Annotated in this window: 25 protein-coding genes and 1 tRNA gene; 4 read left to right on the top strand and 22 right to left on the bottom strand. The window is 55.5% G+C overall.

The features are described from left to right. Positions 1-15: 15 nt before the first annotated feature. From nuoG to tkt, 18 genes are all read right to left on the bottom strand, one after another. The gene (gene nuoG, locus HEQ34_RS04375; RefSeq protein ID WP_296197917.1) at positions 16-2,031 is read right to left on the bottom strand and encodes an NADH-quinone oxidoreductase subunit NuoG; all 2,016 of its coding nucleotides are present in this window, start codon (positions 2,029-2,031) and stop codon (positions 16-18) included. A gap of 2 nt (positions 2,032-2,033) precedes the next feature. Then, entirely contained in the window at positions 2,034-2,192 is a 159-nt protein-coding gene (locus HEQ34_RS04370; protein ID WP_296197914.1) for a hypothetical protein, read from the bottom strand. Continuing rightward, the gene (gene nuoF, locus HEQ34_RS04365) at positions 2,189-3,484 is read right to left on the bottom strand and encodes an NADH-quinone oxidoreductase subunit NuoF (RefSeq protein WP_296197911.1); all 1,296 of its coding nucleotides are present in this window, start codon (positions 3,482-3,484) and stop codon (positions 2,189-2,191) included. Before nuoF ends, HEQ34_RS04370 begins: the two co-directional genes overlap by 4 nt. Continuing rightward, a complete protein-coding gene (locus HEQ34_RS04360) occupies positions 3,484-3,621 on the bottom strand; it encodes a hypothetical protein (protein WP_296197908.1) in 138 nt (45 codons plus the stop codon). Before HEQ34_RS04360 ends, nuoF begins: the two co-directional genes overlap by 1 nt. 157 nt (positions 3,622-3,778) lie before the next feature. Next, positions 3,779-4,450 (bottom strand): NAD(P)H-dependent oxidoreductase subunit E, encoded by a 672-nt coding sequence (locus HEQ34_RS04355; protein ID WP_296197904.1) that lies wholly within the window; start codon positions 4,448-4,450, stop codon positions 3,779-3,781. A 171-nt stretch (positions 4,451-4,621) separates the two neighbouring features. Further along, positions 4,622-4,954, bottom strand: coding sequence for a nuclear transport factor 2 family protein (locus tag HEQ34_RS04350; protein WP_296198073.1), 333 nt, complete (start codon positions 4,952-4,954; stop codon positions 4,622-4,624). Between the two features lie 52 nt (positions 4,955-5,006). Continuing rightward, a complete protein-coding gene (locus tag HEQ34_RS04345; protein WP_295491143.1) occupies positions 5,007-5,186 on the bottom strand; it encodes a hypothetical protein in 180 nt (59 codons plus the stop codon). After that, positions 5,186-6,397, bottom strand: coding sequence for an NADH-quinone oxidoreductase subunit D (locus HEQ34_RS04340; protein ID WP_296197901.1), 1,212 nt, complete (start codon positions 6,395-6,397; stop codon positions 5,186-5,188). The genes HEQ34_RS04345 and HEQ34_RS04340 overlap by 1 nt, the downstream gene beginning before the upstream one ends. Next, complete coding sequence (locus HEQ34_RS04335) at positions 6,394-7,146, bottom strand: NADH-quinone oxidoreductase subunit C (protein WP_296197896.1); 753 nt, start codon at positions 7,144-7,146, stop codon at positions 6,394-6,396. The genes HEQ34_RS04340 and HEQ34_RS04335 overlap by 4 nt, the downstream gene beginning before the upstream one ends. After that, positions 7,143-7,679 (bottom strand): NADH-quinone oxidoreductase subunit B family protein, encoded by a 537-nt coding sequence (locus HEQ34_RS04330; protein WP_296197893.1) that lies wholly within the window; start codon positions 7,677-7,679, stop codon positions 7,143-7,145. Before HEQ34_RS04330 ends, HEQ34_RS04335 begins: the two co-directional genes overlap by 4 nt. Beyond that, positions 7,670-8,044 (bottom strand): NADH-quinone oxidoreductase subunit A, encoded by a 375-nt coding sequence (ndhC, locus tag HEQ34_RS04325; protein WP_296197889.1) that lies wholly within the window; start codon positions 8,042-8,044, stop codon positions 7,670-7,672. Before ndhC ends, HEQ34_RS04330 begins: the two co-directional genes overlap by 10 nt. Before the next feature lie 102 nt (positions 8,045-8,146). Then, the gene (locus HEQ34_RS04320; RefSeq protein WP_296197887.1) at positions 8,147-8,965 is read right to left on the bottom strand and encodes an inositol monophosphatase family protein; all 819 of its coding nucleotides are present in this window, start codon (positions 8,963-8,965) and stop codon (positions 8,147-8,149) included. Beyond that, complete coding sequence (efp, locus tag HEQ34_RS04315; protein WP_295491160.1) at positions 8,965-9,528, bottom strand: elongation factor P; 564 nt, start codon at positions 9,526-9,528, stop codon at positions 8,965-8,967. Before efp ends, HEQ34_RS04320 begins: the two co-directional genes overlap by 1 nt. Before the next feature lie 81 nt (positions 9,529-9,609). After that, the gene (thiE, locus tag HEQ34_RS04310) at positions 9,610-10,233 is read right to left on the bottom strand and encodes a thiamine phosphate synthase (protein WP_296197884.1); all 624 of its coding nucleotides are present in this window, start codon (positions 10,231-10,233) and stop codon (positions 9,610-9,612) included. Between the two features lie 63 nt (positions 10,234-10,296). Then, positions 10,297-11,184, bottom strand: a complete 888-nt coding sequence (locus HEQ34_RS04305; RefSeq protein WP_296197881.1) for a fructose bisphosphate aldolase — start codon at positions 11,182-11,184, stop codon at positions 10,297-10,299. A gap of 75 nt (positions 11,185-11,259) precedes the next feature. Beyond that, complete coding sequence (locus HEQ34_RS04300; protein ID WP_296197878.1) at positions 11,260-12,456, bottom strand: phosphoglycerate kinase; 1,197 nt, start codon at positions 12,454-12,456, stop codon at positions 11,260-11,262. Positions 12,457-12,466: 10 nt separating this feature from the next. Beyond that, a complete protein-coding gene (gap, locus tag HEQ34_RS04295) occupies positions 12,467-13,474 on the bottom strand; it encodes a type I glyceraldehyde-3-phosphate dehydrogenase (protein ID WP_296197875.1) in 1,008 nt (335 codons plus the stop codon). A gap of 11 nt (positions 13,475-13,485) precedes the next feature. Beyond that, on the bottom strand, positions 13,486-15,444 hold the full coding sequence (gene tkt, locus HEQ34_RS04290; protein WP_296197873.1) for a transketolase: 1,959 nt from the start codon (positions 15,442-15,444) through the stop codon (positions 13,486-13,488). 221 nt (positions 15,445-15,665) lie between these two features. Here tkt and HEQ34_RS04285 point away from each other — a divergent pair, with 221 nt between their 5' ends. From HEQ34_RS04285 to HEQ34_RS04270, 4 genes are all read left to right on the top strand, one after another. After that, positions 15,666-15,851, top strand: coding sequence for a hypothetical protein (locus HEQ34_RS04285; protein ID WP_296197870.1), 186 nt, complete (start codon positions 15,666-15,668; stop codon positions 15,849-15,851). Further along, complete coding sequence (locus HEQ34_RS04280) at positions 15,851-16,165, top strand: cell division protein ZapA (protein WP_296197867.1); 315 nt, start codon at positions 15,851-15,853, stop codon at positions 16,163-16,165. Before HEQ34_RS04285 ends, HEQ34_RS04280 begins: the two co-directional genes overlap by 1 nt. Positions 16,166-16,381: 216 nt before the next feature. Continuing rightward, positions 16,382-16,951 carry a 5-formyltetrahydrofolate cyclo-ligase gene (locus tag HEQ34_RS04275; protein WP_296197864.1) on the top strand — a complete coding sequence of 190 codons (570 nt, stop codon included), beginning with the start codon at positions 16,382-16,384 and terminating at the stop codon, positions 16,949-16,951. Then, positions 16,948-17,184 carry a DUF2842 domain-containing protein gene (locus HEQ34_RS04270; RefSeq protein ID WP_296197861.1) on the top strand — a complete coding sequence of 79 codons (237 nt, stop codon included), beginning with the start codon at positions 16,948-16,950 and terminating at the stop codon, positions 17,182-17,184. Before HEQ34_RS04275 ends, HEQ34_RS04270 begins: the two co-directional genes overlap by 4 nt. Positions 17,185-17,198: 14 nt before the next feature. On the opposite strand, the gene HEQ34_RS04265 is transcribed toward HEQ34_RS04270, so the two are convergent. The 4 genes from HEQ34_RS04265 to HEQ34_RS04250 all read right to left on the bottom strand — a co-directional run bounded on the left by HEQ34_RS04265 (position 17,199) and on the right by HEQ34_RS04250 (position 21,192). Beyond that, a tRNA-Asp gene (locus HEQ34_RS04265) sits at positions 17,199-17,275 on the bottom strand. Positions 17,276-17,601: 326 nt separating this feature from the next. Continuing rightward, positions 17,602-18,873: a dihydrolipoamide acetyltransferase family protein gene (locus tag HEQ34_RS04260; protein ID WP_296197859.1), complete on the bottom strand. Its 1,272-nt coding sequence runs from the start codon at positions 18,871-18,873 to the stop codon at positions 17,602-17,604. Positions 18,874-18,877: 4 nt separating this feature from the next. Beyond that, entirely contained in the window at positions 18,878-19,906 is a 1,029-nt protein-coding gene (locus HEQ34_RS04255) for an alpha-ketoacid dehydrogenase subunit beta (protein ID WP_296197856.1), read from the bottom strand. Further along, complete coding sequence (locus HEQ34_RS04250; RefSeq protein ID WP_296197854.1) at positions 19,906-21,192, bottom strand: thiamine pyrophosphate-dependent enzyme; 1,287 nt, start codon at positions 21,190-21,192, stop codon at positions 19,906-19,908. The genes HEQ34_RS04255 and HEQ34_RS04250 overlap by 1 nt, the downstream gene beginning before the upstream one ends. Between the last annotated feature and the right edge of the window lie 65 nt (positions 21,193-21,257).

Here is a 21,257-nt window from a genome sequence, read left to right as displayed (position 1 = left end):
TTGCGCTAGCGCTCGTCATTCCGCCGCCTCCAAATATTGTGTGCCATGCAACAGTTCCGCCGAGCATTTCTGCATCGTTTCGGACGCGCGGCAAATGGCGTTGGTCAGGTAGAAATCCTTGATCGGATAATCGACAATTTTACCGTTCACATCCGATGGCAGCGATGGTTCTGACCAACCATAATCCGCCAACCCTTCAACACCCAAAGCAGGCACGGCCTTCGCCATTTCGGCGCGCAAGGCGTCGAGGCTGTCAAACGGCAGGCGCTTGCCCAGCACATCTGACAAAGCGCGGAATATGGCCCAATCTTCGCGGGCATCGCCGGGCGGGAATACCGCGCGCTCGCCGCGTTGAACGCGGCCTTCCAAGTTCACATAGGTGCCCGATTTTTCGCTATACGCTGCGCCGGGCAAAATGACGTCGGCATGATGCGCGCCCCCCCCCCTATTAAAATCGTCGCCATGATGGCCGACATAGACTTTGAAGCTGTCGGCAAACAGGCTGTAATCCACCTCATCCGCGCCAAGGAAAAACGCCAGCTTCGGCTGGGCCGCCGCCAGCTTCTTGATGCCGCCGTCATGTGCGTAGCCAAGCATTAGGCCACCCATCCGCGCCGCGGCAAAATGCAGAACGTTAAACCCGTTCCAATCATCGCGGACGAGCCCATATTTTTTCGCAAAGGCCAAAGCAGCGCCGTGGACGCCATGATAACGCAGCGCACCACCACCGACGATGATCGCCGGACGTTCAGCGGTCTTCAATGCATCGGACAAGGCCTTAGGCAATTTGGTCAGCGCGCTCAGGTCATCGCCCAGCCACTCGACCTTATACGTCAGGTCCGTCACGGGTCCGATGGCAAACACCTTTGCCTTACGCTTGCGAATGGCCTTTTGAAGCCTTGTGTTCACCAATGGTGCCTCACGCCGCAAATCGCTGCCGACCAACAAGATCACATCGGCATTTTCGATGCCGGATATCGTGGTGTTGAAATTCACCGCAGACAGGGAGGACGTGTCATAAGCCAATCCCGTCTGGCGACCTTCTAACATTGATGCCCCAGCCAGCTCGCGCGCGGCGAACATGGTTTCGCAATCGACCTGATCCCCTGCCAGCACCGCCGCTGCGCCGGTCCAATGCGCCTTAATGGCTTCAAAAGCCTCAGCCCACTCTGCCGCGACCAGCTTCCCATCCTTGCGGATATAAGGCTTGTCCAAACGGCGATGCATCAGGCCATCAACGGCATGGCGTGTTTTGTCCGACGCCCATTCTTCGTTCACATCGTCATTGATGCGCGGCAAGGCGCGCAATACGGCCCTGCCCCGGCTGTCGAGACGGATGTTGGTGCCCACGGCGTCCATGACGTCGATGCTTGGGGTCTTTTTCAATTCCCACGGACGCGCCTCAAAAGCATAAGGTTTCGCGGTCAAGGCACCAACGGGGCACAGGTCAACGACATTGCCCGAAAGCTCGCTTTGCATGGCGTGCTCAAGATAGGTCGTGATTTGCATATTCTCGCCGCGACCAATCGCGCCAACCTCTTCGATGCCGGCGACTTCTTCGGCAAAACGGACGCAGCGGGTGCACTGAATGCAGCGCGTCATCACCGTTTTGACGAGCGGCCCCATATATTTTTCGGTAACCGCGCGCTTGTTTTCCTCAAAACGCGAAGCACCACGCCCATAAGCCACGCTTTGGTCCTGCAAATCGCATTCGCCACCTTGGTCGCAAATCGGGCAATCAAGCGGGTGGTTGATGAGCAAAAATTCCATCACCCCCTCACGCGCCTTTTTGACCATTGGCGTATCGGTGCGGATGATCTGGCCCTCGGTAGCGGGCAACGCACAAGACGCCTGCGGCTTTGGCGGCCCGGGGGCAACTTCCACCAGGCACATGCGGCAATTGCCCGCGATGGACAGCCGTTCATGATAGCAAAAACGGGGAATTTCCTTCCCCGCCATCTCGCACGCCTGAAGGACGGTAGCGCCAGCAGGGACTTCGAGTTCGAGACCGTCTACAGTGACTTTAGGCATGTTTACTCCGCCGCCTCCAACAATCTGCCGTCATGCTGAACTTGTTTCACCTCTGGTGACTGACGTTCCAGCATCCATTGTGCAGCATATCCAGACCCAGAAAGGCGAAATAGACCCTGAAACAAGTTCAGGGTGACGTTTTTGGAAAAATCGACCTTCATTCCGCCGCCTCCAACATATTGTCACCCTTAGCCTCAATAATCCGCCGTTCCATCTCGGGGCGGAAGTGCTTGATCAGCCCCTGAATCGGCCATGCCGCCGCGTCGCCTAATGCGCAAATGGTGTGGCCTTCAACCTGTTTGGTCACATCATACAAGGTATCAATGTCGCCAATCTCGGCATTGCCCGTGCGCATCTTTTCCATCACGCGCCACATCCATCCTGTGCCTTCGCGGCAGGGTGTGCATTGGCCGCAGCTTTCATGCTTGTAGAAATAGCTCAATCGCGAAATCGCGCGCACAATGTCGGTGGATTTATCCATGACGATAATGGCCGCCGTGCCAAGGCCGGAGCCAACAGCCTTGCAGCCGTCGAAATCCATCGGCACGTCCATCATCATCGCCGCAGGGACCAATGGCACTGACGAACCGCCGGGGATGACGGCAAGCAAATTGTCCCAACCGCCGCGAACGCCGCCGCAATGCTTTTCAATCAGCTCGCGAAACGGGATGCCCATTTCTTCTTCGACCACGCATGGCTTTTCGACATGGCCGGAGATTTGGAATAGCTTAGTACCATGGTTATTCTCGCGACCAAAGCCTTTGAACCACGCCGCGCCGCGCCGCAATATGGTTGGCACGACCGCAATGCTCTCGACATTGTTCACGGTCGTCGGGCAACCATACAGCCCTGCACCTGCCGGAAATGGGGGTTTCAGGCGCGGCTGGCCCTTTTTGCCCTCAAGGCTTTCTATCATCGCGGTCTCTTCGCCGCAAATATAGGCGCCCGCGCCGCGATGGACGAATACGTCAAAATCATAACCCGACTTTGCGGCATTCTTGCCCAGCAAACCTGCCGAATACGCCTCGGCAACCGCTTTTTCGAGAACCTTGGCTTCGAAAATATACTCGCCGCGAATGTAGATATAGGCCGCACGGGCGCGCATCGCAAAGCCAGCGATCAGCGCGCCTTCAATCAGTTTATGCGGATCGTGGCGGATGATCTCGCGGTCCTTACACGAACCGGGCTCAGATTCATCGGCGTTGATGACGAGGAAATTGGGACGTTCAGGCGTCGGGGCCTTCGGCATGAAGCTCCACTTCATTCCCGTCGGGAAGCCCGCACCACCGCGACCGCGCAGTCCCGACGCCTTCACTTCCTCAATAATCGCATCCTGCCCGACCTTCATCAGGTCAGCAGTTTTGTCCCAATCACCACGCGCCTGCGCCGCTTTCAGGGCGAAGTCCTGATAGCCGTAGAGGTTGGTGAAAATGCGGTCTTTGTCAGCGAGCATCAGCCCAAACCTCCAATAAAAAACCAAGCCGCCCCAGCGATCAGCAAACCAATAACGGCCAGCTTAATAACGCCCTTGAGCAATTTCCACGCGACGAACGCGGCGATGAGAATGCCGATGAGGGGGAGAAATTCCATTACGGCAATACCTCGCCTAAACTGCGGTCATGCTGAACTTGTTTCACCTCTGGTGACTGACGTTCCAGCATCCATCGTGCCACGCAGACCGAAGAGTAAAGGAGCGAAATGGACCCTGAAACAAGTTCAGGGTGACGTTGAGTTGGAAGGTAATGGCTCACTTCCATTCCCCCCGATAGTCATGGTTCTTGTCCACCATCGCATGCAAGGTCGTTACGCCACCATAAGGTTCCACCGTGTGCCGACCCGGCAATTGCGTGCCGACCTTTGGCTGCTTGCCCTCGGCCAAGTCTTTTAGGATCGCGGTCATGCTGCTATGATCAAGATCTTCGTAATTATCGTCGTTGATCTGCACCATCGGTGCCGACGCGCAATTGCCCATGCATTCAACTTCGGTCAGCGTAAACATGCCATCAGGTGTCGTCGCATTTTTCACTAGCCCACGGCTCTTGCACGCCGCAATAATATCATCCGACCCGCGCAACATGCATGGCGTGGTCCCGCACACTTGCACATGATAACGGCCCACGGGCGCGAGATTGTACATCGTGTAGAAGGTCGCAACCTCATAGGTGCGCATATAGGGCATGCCGAGATAGTTCGCGACATATTCGATCACCGGCACCGGCAACCAGCCTTGCGTCTGCGTTTCTTCGCCGACCTGACGTTGCGCCAGGTCAAGCAACGCCATCACGGCCGATTGCTGCCGTCCGGCGGGATAGCGGCCGATATACATATCGGCTTTGGCCTTATATTCCGGCGAAAAGGCAAAGCTGCCCCATGTCGCACGGGTTTCTGCTTCGTTGGGGATTGCTACTGAATCAGCCACCACACACTCCGTCACCCTGAACTTGTTTCAGGGTCCATTTATCTGCACGCTCAATTTTTGAAATCGAACGCAATGTTTCCGATTCAGTTTGGCCACTGCACGCGCCGGACTGGCTGCACGATGGACCCTGAAACAAGTTCAGGGTGACGAATGAAGAGAGCTGAGGATTTGTCATCGCACAAACTCCACGCGACTGACTTTGTCGCCTTCAAAACTGTAGATGGACATCACTTCAAACGGCTCTGCCGTCGCTGAGCGAAACACACGTTCATGCAACGCGACATAATCGCCGAGTTCATAGGCAGTCAGAATTTCGGCCCTGTTTTCCGGAAATTCGGCGAACATGGCGTTCAGGCCTGCCCGCGTGCCTTCTTTCCCCTCACGCACCACAGCACCGCGATAGCTGGCTTCGCAGGCATCGCCGGTCATCAACGCAACGTAAGAGTCAGCATCTTGCGCGTTATAATGCACGATCATTTGGGTGGCTGTCGAGAGTCTAGTCATCGGAAACGCGCCGCTTAACACAGTTTCGGCTTCGTTGGGGATATTTACTGCGTCAGCCATGTGCTTCTTTCCGTCCCCAAATCCGCCCGATATACGCGCCAAACATCATGGCCGCAGCGGTCGAGCCCACTTCTTTTGCCGACACCTCGGCATGAAACAAATAGAGATAGGCCGCGACCAACGCGACCGAACCAAATGCCGCCGATGCCAAAAACATAAGCTCGCGAGACATCAGCGGTCACACTCCCCAAAAACGATGTCGAGCGCGCCCAAGATTGCGGTCGTATCCGCCAGCATATGCCCACGAGTCATGAAATCCATCGCTTGAAGGTGCGAAAAGGCTGTTGGCCGGATTTTGCAGCGATAGGGCTTGTTGCTGCCGTCGGCGACTAGGTAGACGCCAAATTCGCCCTTGGGGCTTTCGGTGGCGACATAGACGCTGCCTGCGGGCACTTTGAAGCCTTCGGTGTACAATTTGAAGTGATGGATCAACGCTTCCATCGACTGTTTCATTTCGGCGCGATTGGGCGGTGCGACCTTTCGGTCGTCGCTGCATACCGGACCTTCGGGCATCTGTTGCAAGCATTGCTTCATGATGCGGACCGATTGGCGCACTTCTTCGACGCGGACCATGAACCGGTCGTAGCAATCGCCGCGTGTGCCGACGGGAATGTCGAATTCCATCCGGTCATAGACGTCATAAGGCTGGCTTTTGCGGATATCCCAGGGGATGCCCGCGCCACGGATCATCGGGCCGGAAAAGCCCCATTTGATCGCGTCTTCCTTTGACACGATCGCGATGTCGACATTGCGTTGTTTGAAAATGCGGTTGTCGACTACCAACGACATTGCGTCCTCAAACAAGCGCGGCATGCGGTCATCGAGCCACTCGGCAATATCGGTTAAAAGCTTTAACGGCACATCCTGATGCACGCCGCCGGGACGGAACCATGCCGCGTGCATACGCGCACCGCTGGCGCGTTCATAAAAGCCCATGATGTCTTCGCGGATTTCATACAGCCACAAAGGCGGCGTCATCGCGCCGACATCGATAATGTGGTGCGCAATGTTCAGCGTGTGATTCTTGATCCGCGTTAGTTCGGCGAACAATACGCGCAGATATTGCGCGCGAAGGGGCACTTCGAGGTCCAACAACTTCTCAATCGCGAGCACATAGCTATGCTCCATCGCCATCGGCGACGCGTAATCCAACCGGTCGAAATATGGCAAAGCCTGCAAATAGGTTTTATACTCGATCAGTTTCTCGGTGCCACGGTGCAAAAGGCCGATATGCGGGTCAAGCCGCTCGACGATTTCGCCATCCAGTTCCATCACCAGACGCAAAACGCCGTGCGCTGCGGGGTGCTGTGGCCCAAAGTTGATCGTGTAATTCTGGATGACTTCATCGCCAGTGGTCGGCGCGAGATCTTGCTGCATGCTCATGCCTTGTCTCCCGTCGCCTTTGGTTTGCGCACGCTGCGCTTGACCGCTTCTTTGTTCGCAGCGTTACCGGCACCGGTCTGCGCCGCGGTATCGGTTGTTTTGGGTGTAGGCGGCGGCGGCGCGCCGTTGCCAGCGCCCTCGCCGCTTTTCTCATCGCCCGGCAGGACATAATCCGCGCCTTCCCAAGGGCTAAGAAAGTCGAAATTGCGGAAATCCTGCGCCAATTGCACGGGTTCATATTTCACGCGCTTTTCCTCTTCGGAATAGCGCAGCTCAACATAGCCCGACAACGGAAAGTCCTTACGCTGCGGGTGTCCCGAAAAACCGTAATCGGTCAGTATGCGGCGCAAATCCGCGTTGCCGGAGAATAATACGCCATACATGTCGAACACTTCGCGTTCCAACCATCCGGCGACGGGCCAAATGCTGGTGACCGACGGCACAGGATGATCCTCATTCGTCGTCAAATGCACGCGAATACGGTGGTTTTTGGTCAGGCTCAGCAGACAATAGACAATTTCAAAACGTGGGTCACGATCAGGCCAGTCAACGCCCGCAATTTCCATCAACTGCTGATACGCACATTCGTCGCGCAATTGGATCATGCATTCGACCAACGCATCACAGTGAATGTGCACGGCAACTTCACCATTGGCTTCTTCTATAGAAACCAAATGCTTGCCCATCGCTTTTGATATAGATTCTATCGTGCCATCGGGCGTTTTGATCAGGGGCGCAGAATGGGTCACCGTTCGATGGTCCCTGTCCGGCGGATTTTGCGCTGCAACTGCATAATACCGTAAAGCAACGCTTCGGCAGTGGGCGGGCACCCGGGTACATAAATGTCTACCGGTACAACACGGTCGCAACCGCGCACAACGCTGTAACTGTAATGATAATAGCCACCGCCATTGGCGCAGCTACCCATGGAAATGACATATTTGGGTTCGGACATCTGGTCATAGACCTTGCGCAACGCAGGTGCCATTTTGTTGCAGAGCGTGCCTGCGACGATCATCACGTCCGACTGACGCGGTGACGCGCGCGGTGCGATGCCAAAACGTTCAAAGTCGTAACGCGGCATATAACCGTGGATCATTTCAACTGCGCAGCACGCAAGCCCAAAGGTCATTGGCCACAAAGACCCGGTCCGCGCCCAATTAAACAGGTCTTCGGCCGAAGAAACGACAAAACCCTTGTCGTTCACTTCGCTTTCAATATCCTTAAAGAACGCTGCATCCGGCGCTTGCACGTCAGAGTGTGATGGCGCGATTACTCCCATTCGAGTGCTCCCACTTTCCATGCATAGATAAATCCGATGACCAATTCGAACAGGAACAGCATCATGGTGCCCCAACCGATCCAGCCTGTTTCACCCAGGCTGACCGCCCATGGAAACAAAAAGGCGGCCTCAAGATCAAAAATGATAAACAAAATCGCAACGAGGTAGAAGCGAACGTCAAACTGACTACGCGAATCTTCGAATGCTGGAAAGCCGCACTCATACTCGGTGAGCTTCGCCTCGGTAGGCTTGTGCGTGCCAGTTAATCGTGAAACACCCATCGGCAGAAACACAAAAGCCGACGACAGCGCAAGCGCCACCACGAGGAAAAGCAGTATGGGCAAATATTGCGACAAATCAGTCATATCAGACTCGTTTCCGAAACCCCGTAAGTTGCGGCGCTTTTAGGCAGAAGAATCCAGACCTGCAAGGCCAAGACTCGGCATTTTTGGTGCCATTTTCGCGATTTATTTTATGGCCCCAACCAACAGCTTATGTAGCTTGCTGTGGAGAATGTCATTTGCCGCCAAAACCTGAACATCTGCGATATGCGGGCTGCGTCCCCGATAGTCGGTTACAAAGCCCCCCGCCTCGCGCACAAGCAGACATCCAGCTGCCGTATCCCACGGAGATAAGCCGCTTTCCCAGAAACCATCATATCGGCCAGCGGCCAGCCAAGCGAGATCAAGGCTTGCTGCGCCAAAACGCCGAACGCCCGAAACCGAAGGTCCGATGGCCCCAAAAATCTTGGTCCATTCTTCAAAATCGCCATGGCCCTTATAAGGCGTGCCTGTGGCAATCAGAGCCTCGTTTAGCTGACGGCGTGCGGATACCCGTAAACGGCGGTTGCCAAGCCAAGCCCCCTTGCCCCGTTCGGCCCAGAAGCTTTCGTCCGTGATCGGGTTGTAGACAAGACCCGCGAAAATATCGCCCCAGCCCGAACCATCAGGCTTTGGATCTTGCACGGCAATCGAAATCGCAAAATGCGGAATTCCGTGCAGGAAGTTGCTCGTTCCGTCGAGCGGATCGACTATGAAGCGTGGTTTACCCTCCGCACCTGAAATCTCGCCGCCTTCTTCCATTAGAAAGCCCCAATCGGGACGTGCGATTTCAAGTTCCCGGAAAATCGTATCTTCAGCGCGCTCGTCGGCTTTCGATACAAAGTCTGCAGGCCCCTTTTGGGAAACCTGCAAATGTTCAATCTCACCAAAATCGCGGCGAAGCTTGCCACCCGCTTTACGAGCTGCTTTTTCCATGATGGTCAAAAGACCGGTTAATGCTGGCATTAGTCAGCCTTCCGGACATATTCCCGTTCGTAGACATCGACAACGATCCGCGTACCCGCGCTGATGAACGGCGGCACCATCACGCGCACGCCATTGTCGAGAATTGCAGGCTTATAGCTAGATGACGCCGTCTGGCCTTTTACCACTGCGTCCGCTTCGACAATCGTAGCCTCGATTTGGTCCGGCAAAGCGACCGAGAGCGCTTCGTCATCATACATTTCCATCACAACGTCCATGCCGTCCTGAAGGAAAGCGGCAGCGTCACCCAGAAGGTCGCTAGGCAAAGTCACCTGATCATAGGTTTCCTTGTCCATGAACACCAGATTATCGCCCTCTGCATAGAGAAACTGAAAATCTTTCTGGTCAAGGCGCACTTTTTCGACGCTTTCGGCCGAACGGAAACGGATATTGTTCTTGCGGCCGTCGCGGAGATTCTTGAGCTCAACCTGCATATATGCGCCGCCCTTACCCGGTTGGGTGTGCGCGGTCTTTACGACACGCCATAGGCCGCCTTCATATTCCAATATGTTACCCGGCTTGATTTCAACCGCGTTGATTTTCATGAGTGCACTCGCTTGACAGATGGAAAGAGCAGGCACGCAAAAACGTGCCGATGGACGCGGCCTTTAACGATGACGGCGCCATTAGGCAAGCAATGCGTTGAACGCCCTGACCGCTTCGGCGGGACCCTGCGGATGGTTCCACACCGCGCTGCTCACCGCTATGAAATCCGCGCCTGCATCGATTAATGGCTTGGCATTGTCTGATGTGATGCCGCCAATGGCAACGCAGGGGACCTCCGTCACAAACGACCATTTCTGTAACGTGTCGAGTTCAGCGACATGCTCAACCGTCTTCGTCGCTGTGGGGAAAAAAGCGCCAAAGGCCACATAATCGGCCCCGGCCTCGGCTGCCTCCATCGCCAGATGACGGCTGTTATGACACGTAACGCCAATCTGTGCGTCGCGGCCAAGCAGTTCACGCGCCTCACGCACGTCGCCATCGCCCTGCCCCATATGCACGCCGTCGGCTTTCAACCGCTTGGCCAAAGCCACACTGTCATTCACGATGAACGCGACGTCATGCGCGGCGCAAATGGCCTGCAATGGTTCCGCGAGCGTCGCCGCCTCATGCTGATCCACATCTTTTACCCGAAACTGGAACGCTGCAACGGGACCAGCGGATAAGGCAGCCTCAAGCTGGGCGGGAAATTCACCGCCTACGTCAAGCGGTGAGATCAAGTATAACTGGCAGGGAAATTCTTTCATGCCGCGCTCATTAGCGGGGCTTTAGGCTGGCGGCAAACTTCTTGCGCATAAGTGGTCCTTACCCTAGGTTGCGGATGCTGCGTGGATTTCGTCAATGGCGCTGGCAAGCGCGGCATCAAATTCCTCTCCGGTCATCTGGTGACGTAAATCTTCCAACAAAGCGCGGGAGAAGCTGGCGATCATGCCTTTATTCTTGGCGAGTTCAGCACAAGCCTCGGGACGGGCATAGCCGCCGGAGAGCGCGACAACGCGCAGCACGCGCGGGTGATTGATCAGCGCATCAAACGTACCTGCCTCTGCGGGAATCGACAGTTTCAACATCACCTTGTGATCGGCCGATACGTTATCGAGCGCTTTCAAGATTTCATCGCGCAGGATGATGTCGCTGTGCGCGCGATCAACGCTTTTGATGTTCACCTCAGGCTCGATAATCGGCATCAATCCAGCAGCGAGGATTTGTTCGGCCACATCAAATTGCTGTTTTACGATCGCGGCAATGCCGGATGGCGAGGCTTGATTGATGACGGAGCGCTTTTTTGTGCCAAACACGCCTTTGGCTTTGGCGCGTTGGAGCAACGCATCCAAGTCTGGCATTGGCTTCATCATTTGAACGCCGTCTGCTTCGTCCTCAAGCCCCTTGTCTACCTTCAGGAACGGCACGACGCCGCGCTCTTGCAATGCCATCGGCACGGGTTTGCCGCCTGCTTCACCGTCCATCGTGCGTTCGAACAATATCGCGCCCAGCACCTTCTCGCCGGAAAAGCTTGGTGCAGTAATGATCCGCGCACGCATGTTGTGGATAAGGCCGAACATCTCTTCATCGGTCGTGTAGGCATCTTCCTCTATGCCATAGCCCTTGAGCGCCTTGGGCGTTGATCCACCGCTCTGATCGAGTGCCGCAATAAAGCCCGAGGCGGTGGACACTTTTGCAAGCATTTCGTCGTAATTCATTGTTGGCATCCCATTATCTGGCCTTGCATACGTATGCATCGGCAATTGAAAAAAACGGGGCATTGCCCCGCAGGTTTAAGCGATATTTAAAGCATCGACCCCCGGAAGCGGCTTTCCCTCCATCCATTCGAGGAAAGCGCCGCCTGCAGTCGAAACAAATGTGAAATCTTCAGTCACGCCCGCATGGGCAAGAGCAGCAACGGTATCGCCACCCCCTGCAACCGATACTAGCGACCCTTCCCGGGTCAGGGCAGCCGCCGTCCGCGCCAATGAGACCGTTGCGGCGTCAAAAGGTTCAATCTCGAAAGCACCCAATGGCCCGTTCCACACCAAAGTGCGGCAGTTTTTCAAAACATCGGCCAATGCCTCAACAGCGGCAGGGCCCACATCTAAAATCATTTCATCCGCTGCCACTTCATGCACATTGACCGTCCGGATTGGCGGGTTTGCGCGGAATTCGACCGACGTTACAACATCATAGGGCAGATGGACCGTGCAGCCTGCTGAATCCGCCGCATCCATAATCGCATTTGCTTGATCCGCCAGATCATGCTCGCACAAGGATTTTCCGACATTGACACCGCGCGCAGCCAAAAAGGTATTCGCCATACCGCCGCCGATAATCAAATGGTCAACCTGCTTGACCAGATTGTTTAGCACGTCGAGCTTAGTGGAAACCTTTGCCCCGCCAACGACAGCGGCGACGGGATGCTCGGGCGAGCCCAAGGCAGCTTGAAGCGCCTTCAACTCGGCCTCCATGGCACGGCCAGCATAAGCTGGCAGGACATGCGCGAGCCCTTCAGTCGACATATGCGCACGATGCGCCGCAGAAAAGGCGTCGTTTACGTAAAAATCGCCGTTGGTGGCAACGGCGCGTGCAAGTTCAGGATCATTCGATTCCTCGCCCGGCCAAAACCGCGTGTTTTCGAGGAGTGCGATATCACCATCGGCCAATATACCAATGGACTGCGCAACCACATCACCCGCTATTTCCGGCACGAACATGATCTCGCGGCCGAGCACCTCTTGCAAGGCATCAAGCACCATCGATACCGACATTTCACTATGCTTCGCGCCCTTGGGACGCCCAAAATGTGCGAGCAGAAGGACCTTGGCCCCCTTATCCGCCAGTTCCAGCACCGTCGGCAACAACGCACGCATGCGCGTTTCATCGGTCACGCGCCCGTCAGCCATAGGCACGTTCAGGTCAACGCGCACTAAAGCGCATTTGCCCTTGATATCGCCGAGGTCGTCGAGCGTGCGGAATGCCATTGATCAATCCTTACAGAAACTTGCCCATGACACCGGCGGTATCAACCATGCGGTTGGAGAAGCCCCATTCATTGTCATACCAGCTCAATACGCGCACAAGCTTGCCGTCGATCACGGCGGTTTCCAAGCTGTCGATCGTCGAACTTGCGGGGCAATGATTATAGTCAATTGAGACCAAGGGCTCATCCGAATAGTCTAAAACACCCTTTAAAGCGCCTATTGACGCCGCTTTCAACAGGGCGTTGACTTCTTCGACGCTGGTATCGCGCTTTGGGGTGAAGGTCAGGTCAACGATGCTGACATTCGGCGTAGGCACGCGGATCGCAGAACCGTCCAGCTTGCCCTTCAGCTCTGGCATAACTTCGCCAACAGCGCGCGCAGCACCTGTCGTTGTGGGGATCATCGACATGCCCGCAGCACGCGCACGACGCATGTCATCGTGGATTTGGTCCAAGATCTTTTGATCATTGGTGTAGCTATGGATCGTGGTCATCAATCCACGTTCAATACCAATGGCATCGTTCAGGACCTTCGCCATTGGCGCCAGGCAGTTGGTCGTGCAGCTTGCGTTTGACACGATGATATCGGCGGCGCTCAACACTTCATGATTGACGCCAAAAACAACCGTCTTGTCGACATTCTTACCGGGCGCGGAGATCAGAACGCGCTTTGCGCCAGCCGCGAGATGCTTTTCGGCGCTGACGCGGTCTGTAAAGAAACCGGTGCACTCCAACGCAATATCGACGCCATTGGCGGCGTGCGGCAAATTGGCCGGGTCACGTTCTGCCGTCACATGAATACGCTTACCGTTGACGATGATGTCATTGCCATCGGCCTCAACCGTGCCGGGGAAGGCCCCATGTACGCTGTCACGTTTGAACAATAGGGCATTTGCCTTGGCGGGTGCAAGATCGTTAATTGCGACCAGTTCCAGATCATGGTCATCGCGTTCCAAAATCGCGCGGGCGACCAAACGGCCAATGCGACCAAAACCGTTAATTGCTACTTTCACTGTCATATCTGCTCCTATCAGCCCAAGCGGGCGACAATTTGAGGGGTGATTTTGTCAGCCGTCAGGCCAAAATGTTCATAAAGCGCCTCAATGGGTGCAGAAGCGCCAAAGCTGTCGATACCGATCCGAAGTCCGTCGCCGACATAACGTTCCCACCCCATGGTTGTGCCAGCCTCAATGGACACGCGCAGCGTATCTGTTGGTAACAGTTCCGTTTTGTACGACGCCGGTTGTGCGTCAAACCGCTCCCAGCTTGGCATCGAGACCACGTCCGCGCCAATGCCTTGTGCTTCGAGCCTGTCAGCCACCACAGCAGCAATCTCCACTTCGGAACCGGTCGCAACAAGGATGACCTTGCGTGCCGCTTTCGCCGCGCGCAATTTGTAAGCACCCTTGGCGGAGAAATTCTCGCTAATGTCCGTGCGCAGTTGTGGCAGATTTTGCCGCGAAAGCGCCAGCACCGAAGGCGTGGACGCGCTTTCAATCGCCAAGGCCCAGCATTCGGCGGTCTCAATCGTATCACATGGCCGATACACATCCAAATTTGGGATAAGCCGCATCGACATAATCTGCTCAATGGGTTGGTGCGTCGGGCCATCTTCGCCAACACCGATGGAGTCGTGTGTCATGACGTAAATGACACGGGTTTCTTGCAGAGCGGACAGCCGAATGGCGGCACGGCAATAGTCGGAAAAGATAAGGAATGTGCCGCCATAAGGAATGATACCACCATGCAGCGCCATGCCGTTCATCGCCGCAGCCATCCCAAATTCGCGAATGCCATAATTGATATAGCGACCCGAATAGTCATTTTTATCCAATGTGTTGGTGGACGCAGTGCGGGTAAAGTTGGAGCCCGTCAAATCGGCAGACCCACCCAACAGTTCCGATATCGCTGCCGTTGCAGCCGTCAGCGCGATTTCGGATGCCTTTCGCGTCGCAATCTTTTGCGGTGCCGCAATCAAGCTATCGAGATGCGGCTTCAGCCATGCATTCATTGGTTCGCCCGACATGGCGGTTGTGAACGCGCCGTTCTTGGCCGATACCGAGAGCCTAGAGTTCCACTCCGCATGTGCAGCTGCACCTGCTTTACCCGTTGCTCGCCATGCCCCAAGGATATCCTCAGGTATTTCGAATGCAGGATAGGGCCAGTCAAGAGCAGCGCGTGTCGCAACTATTTCATCTGCGCCAAGCGGGCTGCCATGCGGCGCTTTGGTACCTTCTTTATTGGGTGATCCCTTGCCGATTAACGTCCGGCAGGCAATTAATGAGGGGCGATTATCCGCCAATGCTGCGTTAATTGCGCGCTCTATGTCATTGAAATCATGACCATCGCAAGCCTCAACATGCCAGCCACTGGCAAGATACCGTCCTGCAATGTCTTCGCTGGTGGAAAGGTCGGTCGAACCATCGATGGTGATGCGGTTGTCGTCCCAGAACACAATCAAGCGTCCCAACCCAAGATGCCCGGCCAGACCAACGGCTTCATGGTTAATGCCCTCCATCAGGCAGCCATCTCCAGCCACAACCCAAGTCCGGTGATCGACCAGATCATCGCCAAAGCGCGCATTCAGATGGCGTTCCGCAACTGCCATACCGACGGCCATAGCTAAGCCCTGCCCCAATGGGCCGGTGGTGCATTCAATGCCGTCGATCAGGAAGTTTTCAGGATGTCCCGCACATGGGCTACCCAATTGACGGAAATTGCGGATATCTTCGATGGTCGGGCTTGCATAGCCAGTAAGGTATAAGGTCGCATAAGCGAACATCGAACCGTGGCCAGCGGACAAAACAAAACGGTCGCGGTCGGCCCAATCGGGGGCTTTTGGGTCGAATTTCAGAAATTTTGAATATAGCACCGTTGCGACATCGGCCATGCCCATGGGCATGCCGGGATGACCACTATTTGCGGCCTGCACAGCATCCATGGCCAGTGCCCGAATTGCATTGGCCATTTGCTGGTCACTGACGGTCATGTTCTTTTTCCCCAATGGTTACTCCCAGGTGGGAGCGGGTGGCGGGGCACATTCATTTGAGCAGCACCGCCGAATCGTTGGACCGAACCCTTGCGGTTTCAAGCGCAAAGCGTCAAGTGAGCGAGGGGGCTTTTCCCCATGAATTTGTGCTTATAAACGCGTTCACACATTTGCATACGGCAAAGTCTCTGCTAAGCTTCCTCAGCAAAGGAAACTAACCCATGATAGAACAACGTTTTTTTGTGGCAATCGGCCGTATAGAGAGTGCCCTGTCGCGCATCGAAAAATCGGCAATCGCGCCTGCATCCGCAGGCGATAATGACCTTGCCGAACGGCATGAGAAGCTAAAATCTGAAACACGCATGGCCGTTCAAGATTTGGACAAGATTTTGGCGGATGCGCGCTGATGCCCGACGTTAAATTATCTATCGCTGGTCGCGACTATTTCGTTGCGTGTAACGCCGGAGAAGAACAGCGCCTGCTGCAACTGGGCGCTATGGTGGACGCCACTGCGCTTGAAGTGGCTGGCGGCGCACGTGGCTTGACAGAAACGCGCGCGCTGCTGTTTTCTGCGTTGATGCTCGCCGACAAATTGCATGATACAGGTGGCACAGTGACCGCCGATACTGCGGGGCCTTCGGCCGCAATGATGCAATCCTGCGATATATTAGAGGGGGTTGCGACCCGGCTGGAAAATCTGGCGCTAAGGCTTGAGAATTAACGTAAGTGGCTTATATTGGATGATGGCGGAACTGTCCGGCACGAACTGATGAGAACATCCCTGAGGCGATTATCTATCTAAGGGAGCTGTCCCTGCCTGGGCCGTTTGGGAAACCTTAAGGTCCAGATCACACGGTGCCCACCTGACGTCCTGGCGTCAGAGGATATTCCGGGAAACGACCCATGGTGGTTCCGCCAACATTTTTCAGGAAAAATTGTGCAACCAAATTTTGACAAGCAGTCGCAGCGGTTGGAATTCCGCCATAAGCGTGACCAGTTTGTAGATGCACTGTCGCCGCAGGATCGCGCGCTGGCCTTCTCCAGTGTACCAAGTCCGATGGCGCAATATCTTTTACCGGGCAAGATTGTGGCCGGTTACATCGCTATTGGTTCCGAAGTTAATCCAGCCGCATTGTTGACACAGGCACATAAAATGGGCTGCGACATTGCCCTGCCCCATGTTACGAGCAAGACCGCACCGATGCGCTTCCTGCGTTGGACGCCCGGTGATGATCTGGTTCCCGGCCCCTTTGGATTGCAGCAACCTGCCGAAGATGCCCCCTTATGCACGCCAGATGTCGTTCTCGCACCCTTAGTGGCCTTTGATGCCCGTTTGATGCGGCTTGGACAAGGTGCCGGACATTATGACCGCGCCTTGAGCCTACTGGACCAAGCCGTGGTTATTGGCCTTGCATGGTCCGTTCAACATGCGCCCGCCCTCGCATCGGACATTTGGGACATGCCATTGGACGCTATACTCACTGAAAAATCATGGATGACCTTATGACAACACCACGCAAACAACCCACTTGGCGGAAACCTGCCGGAATGATGGCAATATTGCTGATTATATTGCTCTGGTCGGGCATCATTGTCAGTGCATCCGATTTTATCGGGGCGCAGAACATTGCGATCCAGAGTATCATCTATCTGGTTGCAGGTATCATCTGGATAGCGCCGATGCGGCCACTGATGATCTGGATGGAGACGGGATCGTTCCGAGCACCACCTCAAGCGTAAATACTTGAAAGAAGTGGCGCGAGTGACGGGGCTCGAACCCGCGACCTCCGGCGTGACAGGCCGGCGCTCTAACCAACTGAGCTACACCCGCTAACTTGCGGTGGGGGCGCACTATAAGCGGCGCAAGATTCTGTCAACGCCATTTGTCATAAAAGGGCATATTCGGCGACATCACCTTTCACCAACTTAGGGCCAGGACCTTTTAAACGCACTATCGCGCCGTCAAAATGGCCTCAAACCTCGATGGTGCATTTAAGTGGTCCTGACCCTAACAAAAGAATGCCCTAATAACGTCACCCAGATACTTCCGGGAAGGCCCGTAGAGCGCACATATAGGGGTTGGTGCGGCAACACAGCACCACCGATCGTTCTTGAGCCCCTACGCGCCGCGCAGGGACGCCCGTGCCGAGTTGCAAATCAGGCTGTGAACAACAGGACGGGCGTCTCGATCAGTTTTTTGAGAGCCTGAACATAATTGGCGGCATCCCAACCATCGACGACACGGTGGTCGCAACTGATGGACAGGTTCATCAACTTGCGCGCCTCAATAGTGTCGCCAACAAACATGGGGCGCTCCACAATCTTGTTCGGGCCGATAATCGCCACTTCTGGACGATTGATAACGGGCGTGGTTGCAATCCCGCCGAGCGGGCCAAGCGATGTGAGTGTCAGGGTTGAGCCCGATAGCTCTTCGCTTTTTGCAGAGCCACTGCGCGCCGCGTCGGCCAAGCGCGCGATTTCGGTCGCCAATTGCCAGATATTCCGGTCCTGCGCATCACGAATGACAGGCACCATCAGGCCAGCATCGGTCTGCGTCGCCATACCCAAATGCACGGCACCATGGCGGGTGACGATTCCAGCTTCATCATCGAAACGCGCGTTGATCATCGGAAACTGCGGAATGGTCTTGCAAATTGCGACGATCAACATCGGCAACATCGTCAGCTTTGGCTTTGACCCGCGATTGGCGTTCAAGTCTGCGCGCATCGCTTCGATGGCGGTAACGTCGAATTCCTCGACATAAGTGAAATGCGGGATGTGCCGTTTCGACGCTGCCATATTGTCGGCAATCCGGCGGCGCATGCCGATGACCTTGACGGCCTCATCCGCGCGCCGCGCATGGAACTGCGCAGGGCGATAGCCCAACTGCGTTCCATAGGTTAAAAACGCATCGAGGTCGGCGTGGCGAACATGCCCGCCTGCTGCCTTGACGTCCGCCAAATCGACCCCAAGGTCTTTGGCGCGCTGACGCACGGCGGGCGATGCCGTGACCTTGTCGACGGCGGGCGTGGCATGCTGCATTGCTGTTGGGGCGACGGGTGGAGGGGCAACGGGTGGAGGGGTGACTTCTGCGATAGAGACAGGCTCTGGCGCATGCGGATTTTCATCCTCGACCACAGCCAAAATCGGCTCTTTTGCTGGCTTTTCTGCCTCATTGTCGGCATCGCCAGCGACCTCAATTTCCACAAGCATCGCGCCAATGGCTATCACATCGCCCGCTTCGCCCGCAACCTTGGTGACAACACCCGAAACCGGGCTTTCCATTTCAACCGTCGCCTTGTCGGTCATCATATCGGCAAGCGGCTGGTCTTCGGAGATGATATCGCCAACCTTCACGTGCCAAGCGACGATTTCGGCCTCTGCAATGCCTTCACCAATGTCAGGCAGATTGAATGTAAATTTGGGCATCGCGTCAGTCCTTCATGATCTTGTCAAAGGCGCGGGCAAGCCGCACGGGTCCAGGGAAATAGGCCCATTCCAGGCTGTGTGGGTAAGGCGTGTCAAAGCCCGTCACGCGCTCAACAGGCGCTTCAAGATGATAAAAACACCGTTCCTGCACCTGCGCCGCCAATTCCGCGCCAAAGCCGCTTGTTCGCGTCGCTTCATGCACGACCATGCATCGGCCTGTTTTCTTAACCGATGCCTCGATGGTTTCAATGTCGAGCGGCAACAATGTACGCAGGTCAATGATTTCGGCGTCAATGCCATGTTCGGCAACGACAGCCTTCACGACATGCACCATAGTGCCATAGGTTAAAACGGTAACCGCCGCGCCTTCGCGCACAACCGCCGCCTTGCCCAGATCGATACGATAATAGCCTTGCGGAACTGCACTTCCGTCATGTTTTGACCATGGCTCAACGGGGCGGTCATAATAACCCGTAAACGGGCCATTATAGATGCGTTTAGGTTCGAAAAAGACAACCGGATCATTGTCTTCAATAGCCGCGATCAAAAGGCCCTTGGCATCATAAGGTGTGGCCGGAATGACGGTCTTGATCCCACACACATGGGTAAATAGGCTCTCCGGACTTTGGCTATGCGTCTGCCCACCGAAGATGCCGCCACCAAAGGGCGAGCGCACCGTCATGGGGCAAATAAAGTCATTGGCCGAACGGTAGCGCAAGCGCGCCGCCTCGCTCACCAATTGGTCAAGGCCGGGATAGATATAATCGGCAAACTGAATTTCGGGCACGGGGCGCAAGCCATAAGCCGCCATGCCAACGCCAACGCCAATGATGCCGCATTCGCTAATTGGGGTATCGAACACGCGCGTCTTGCCATGCTTGGCTTGCAACCCCGCAGTCGCGCGGAACACGCCGCCGAAATAGCCGACATCTTCGCCCATGATGACGACTTCGGGATCTTTGGCGAGCATGATATCCAACGCGCTGTTAATCGCCTCGATCATATTCATCGTTTTTGTGGCAGGCTCTGACATCAACGCGCCTCCCAATCGGGGCCAAATTTATCCTCTTGTTCCTCAAGCATTTGCGCGCATTGCTCTTTCAGATGCCACGGCATTTCTTCAAACACATCCTCGAACATCGTCTCGAACGGATGATGTAAGCCATGGCCGAGAATACCATTTTGTTCAGCCTCTTTCTGAATGGCCTTCACATATTCCGACAATTCCACGAGCAGCGCGTCATGCTGTGCATCGCTCCACGCGCCGATGGTAATGAGGTGGTCCTTCAACCGCGTGACTGGGTCGCCCAACGGCCACAAAGCATATTCCTCTGCCGCCCGATATGCGCCGGGGTCATCTGAGGTGGAATGCCCTTCCCCGCGATAGGTGAAATATTCAATCAGCGTTGGCCCGCCATTATTGCGGGCGCGGTTGGCGGCCCATTGCATCGCCGCGTAAACCGCCAGCGCATCATTGCCATCCACGCGCAAGCCCGCGATGCCATAACCTATGGCCCGCGCGGCGAAGGTCGTCCGCTCACTTCCAGCAAAACCGGAAAAGGATGAAATCGCCCATTGGTTATTCACAACCTGAAAAATAACCGGCGCGTTGTACACAGCGGCAAAGGTCAAGGCGTTGTGAAAGTCACCCTCCGCCGTTGACCCATCACCGCACCAAACCGCCGAAATACGGGTATCTCCGCGTGAAGCAGATGCCATCGCCCAACCCACAGCTTGCGGATATTGCGTGGTCAAATTACCCGATATGCTGAAAAATCCATATTCCTTGGCCGAGTACATAATCGGCAGTTGACGGCCCTTCAGCCGGTCACCGCGGTTGGAATAAATCTGGTTCATCATGTCCACGAGCGGATAATCGCGTGTGATCAATATGCCCTGCTGACGATAGCTTGGGAAACACATGTCATCAAAATGCAGCGCCATTGTCGTTGCAACCGACGTCGCCTCCTCACCAAAAGACTTCATGTAGAAGCTCGTTTTGCCCTGCCGCTGTGCCCGAAACATACGATCATCAAAAGCACGCAAAAGCAGCATTCTTCGCAACATGACCTGTAGAGTAGCGACATCAAGCCCGGGGTTCCAACTGCCCGACGCCTGATGGTCATCGCCGAGCACACGGACAAGACCATAAGCCAAAGGGTGAATGTCGGCCGGCATTACATGTTCGTCGGGGCGCGGATGGGCATCAACCGCAGGGACAATGATATCGCTAAAGTCGGCGACATCGCCGGGGCGGAATTTTGGTTCGGGGATGTGCAGATGCAGCGGCGCGAGATTGTCTTTCGTAGATTGCACCATGTCCATCTCCGCTCTCAACCGCCTGAACGACTCAGGCAATTTATTATCCATGCTTGATATAATAT

It is taken from the genome of Sphingorhabdus sp. (assembly GCF_023910635.1).
Taxonomy (GTDB): Bacteria; Pseudomonadota; Alphaproteobacteria; order Sphingomonadales; family Sphingomonadaceae; genus Sphingorhabdus_B.
This window is presented reverse-complemented; position numbering and strand designations above follow the sequence as displayed.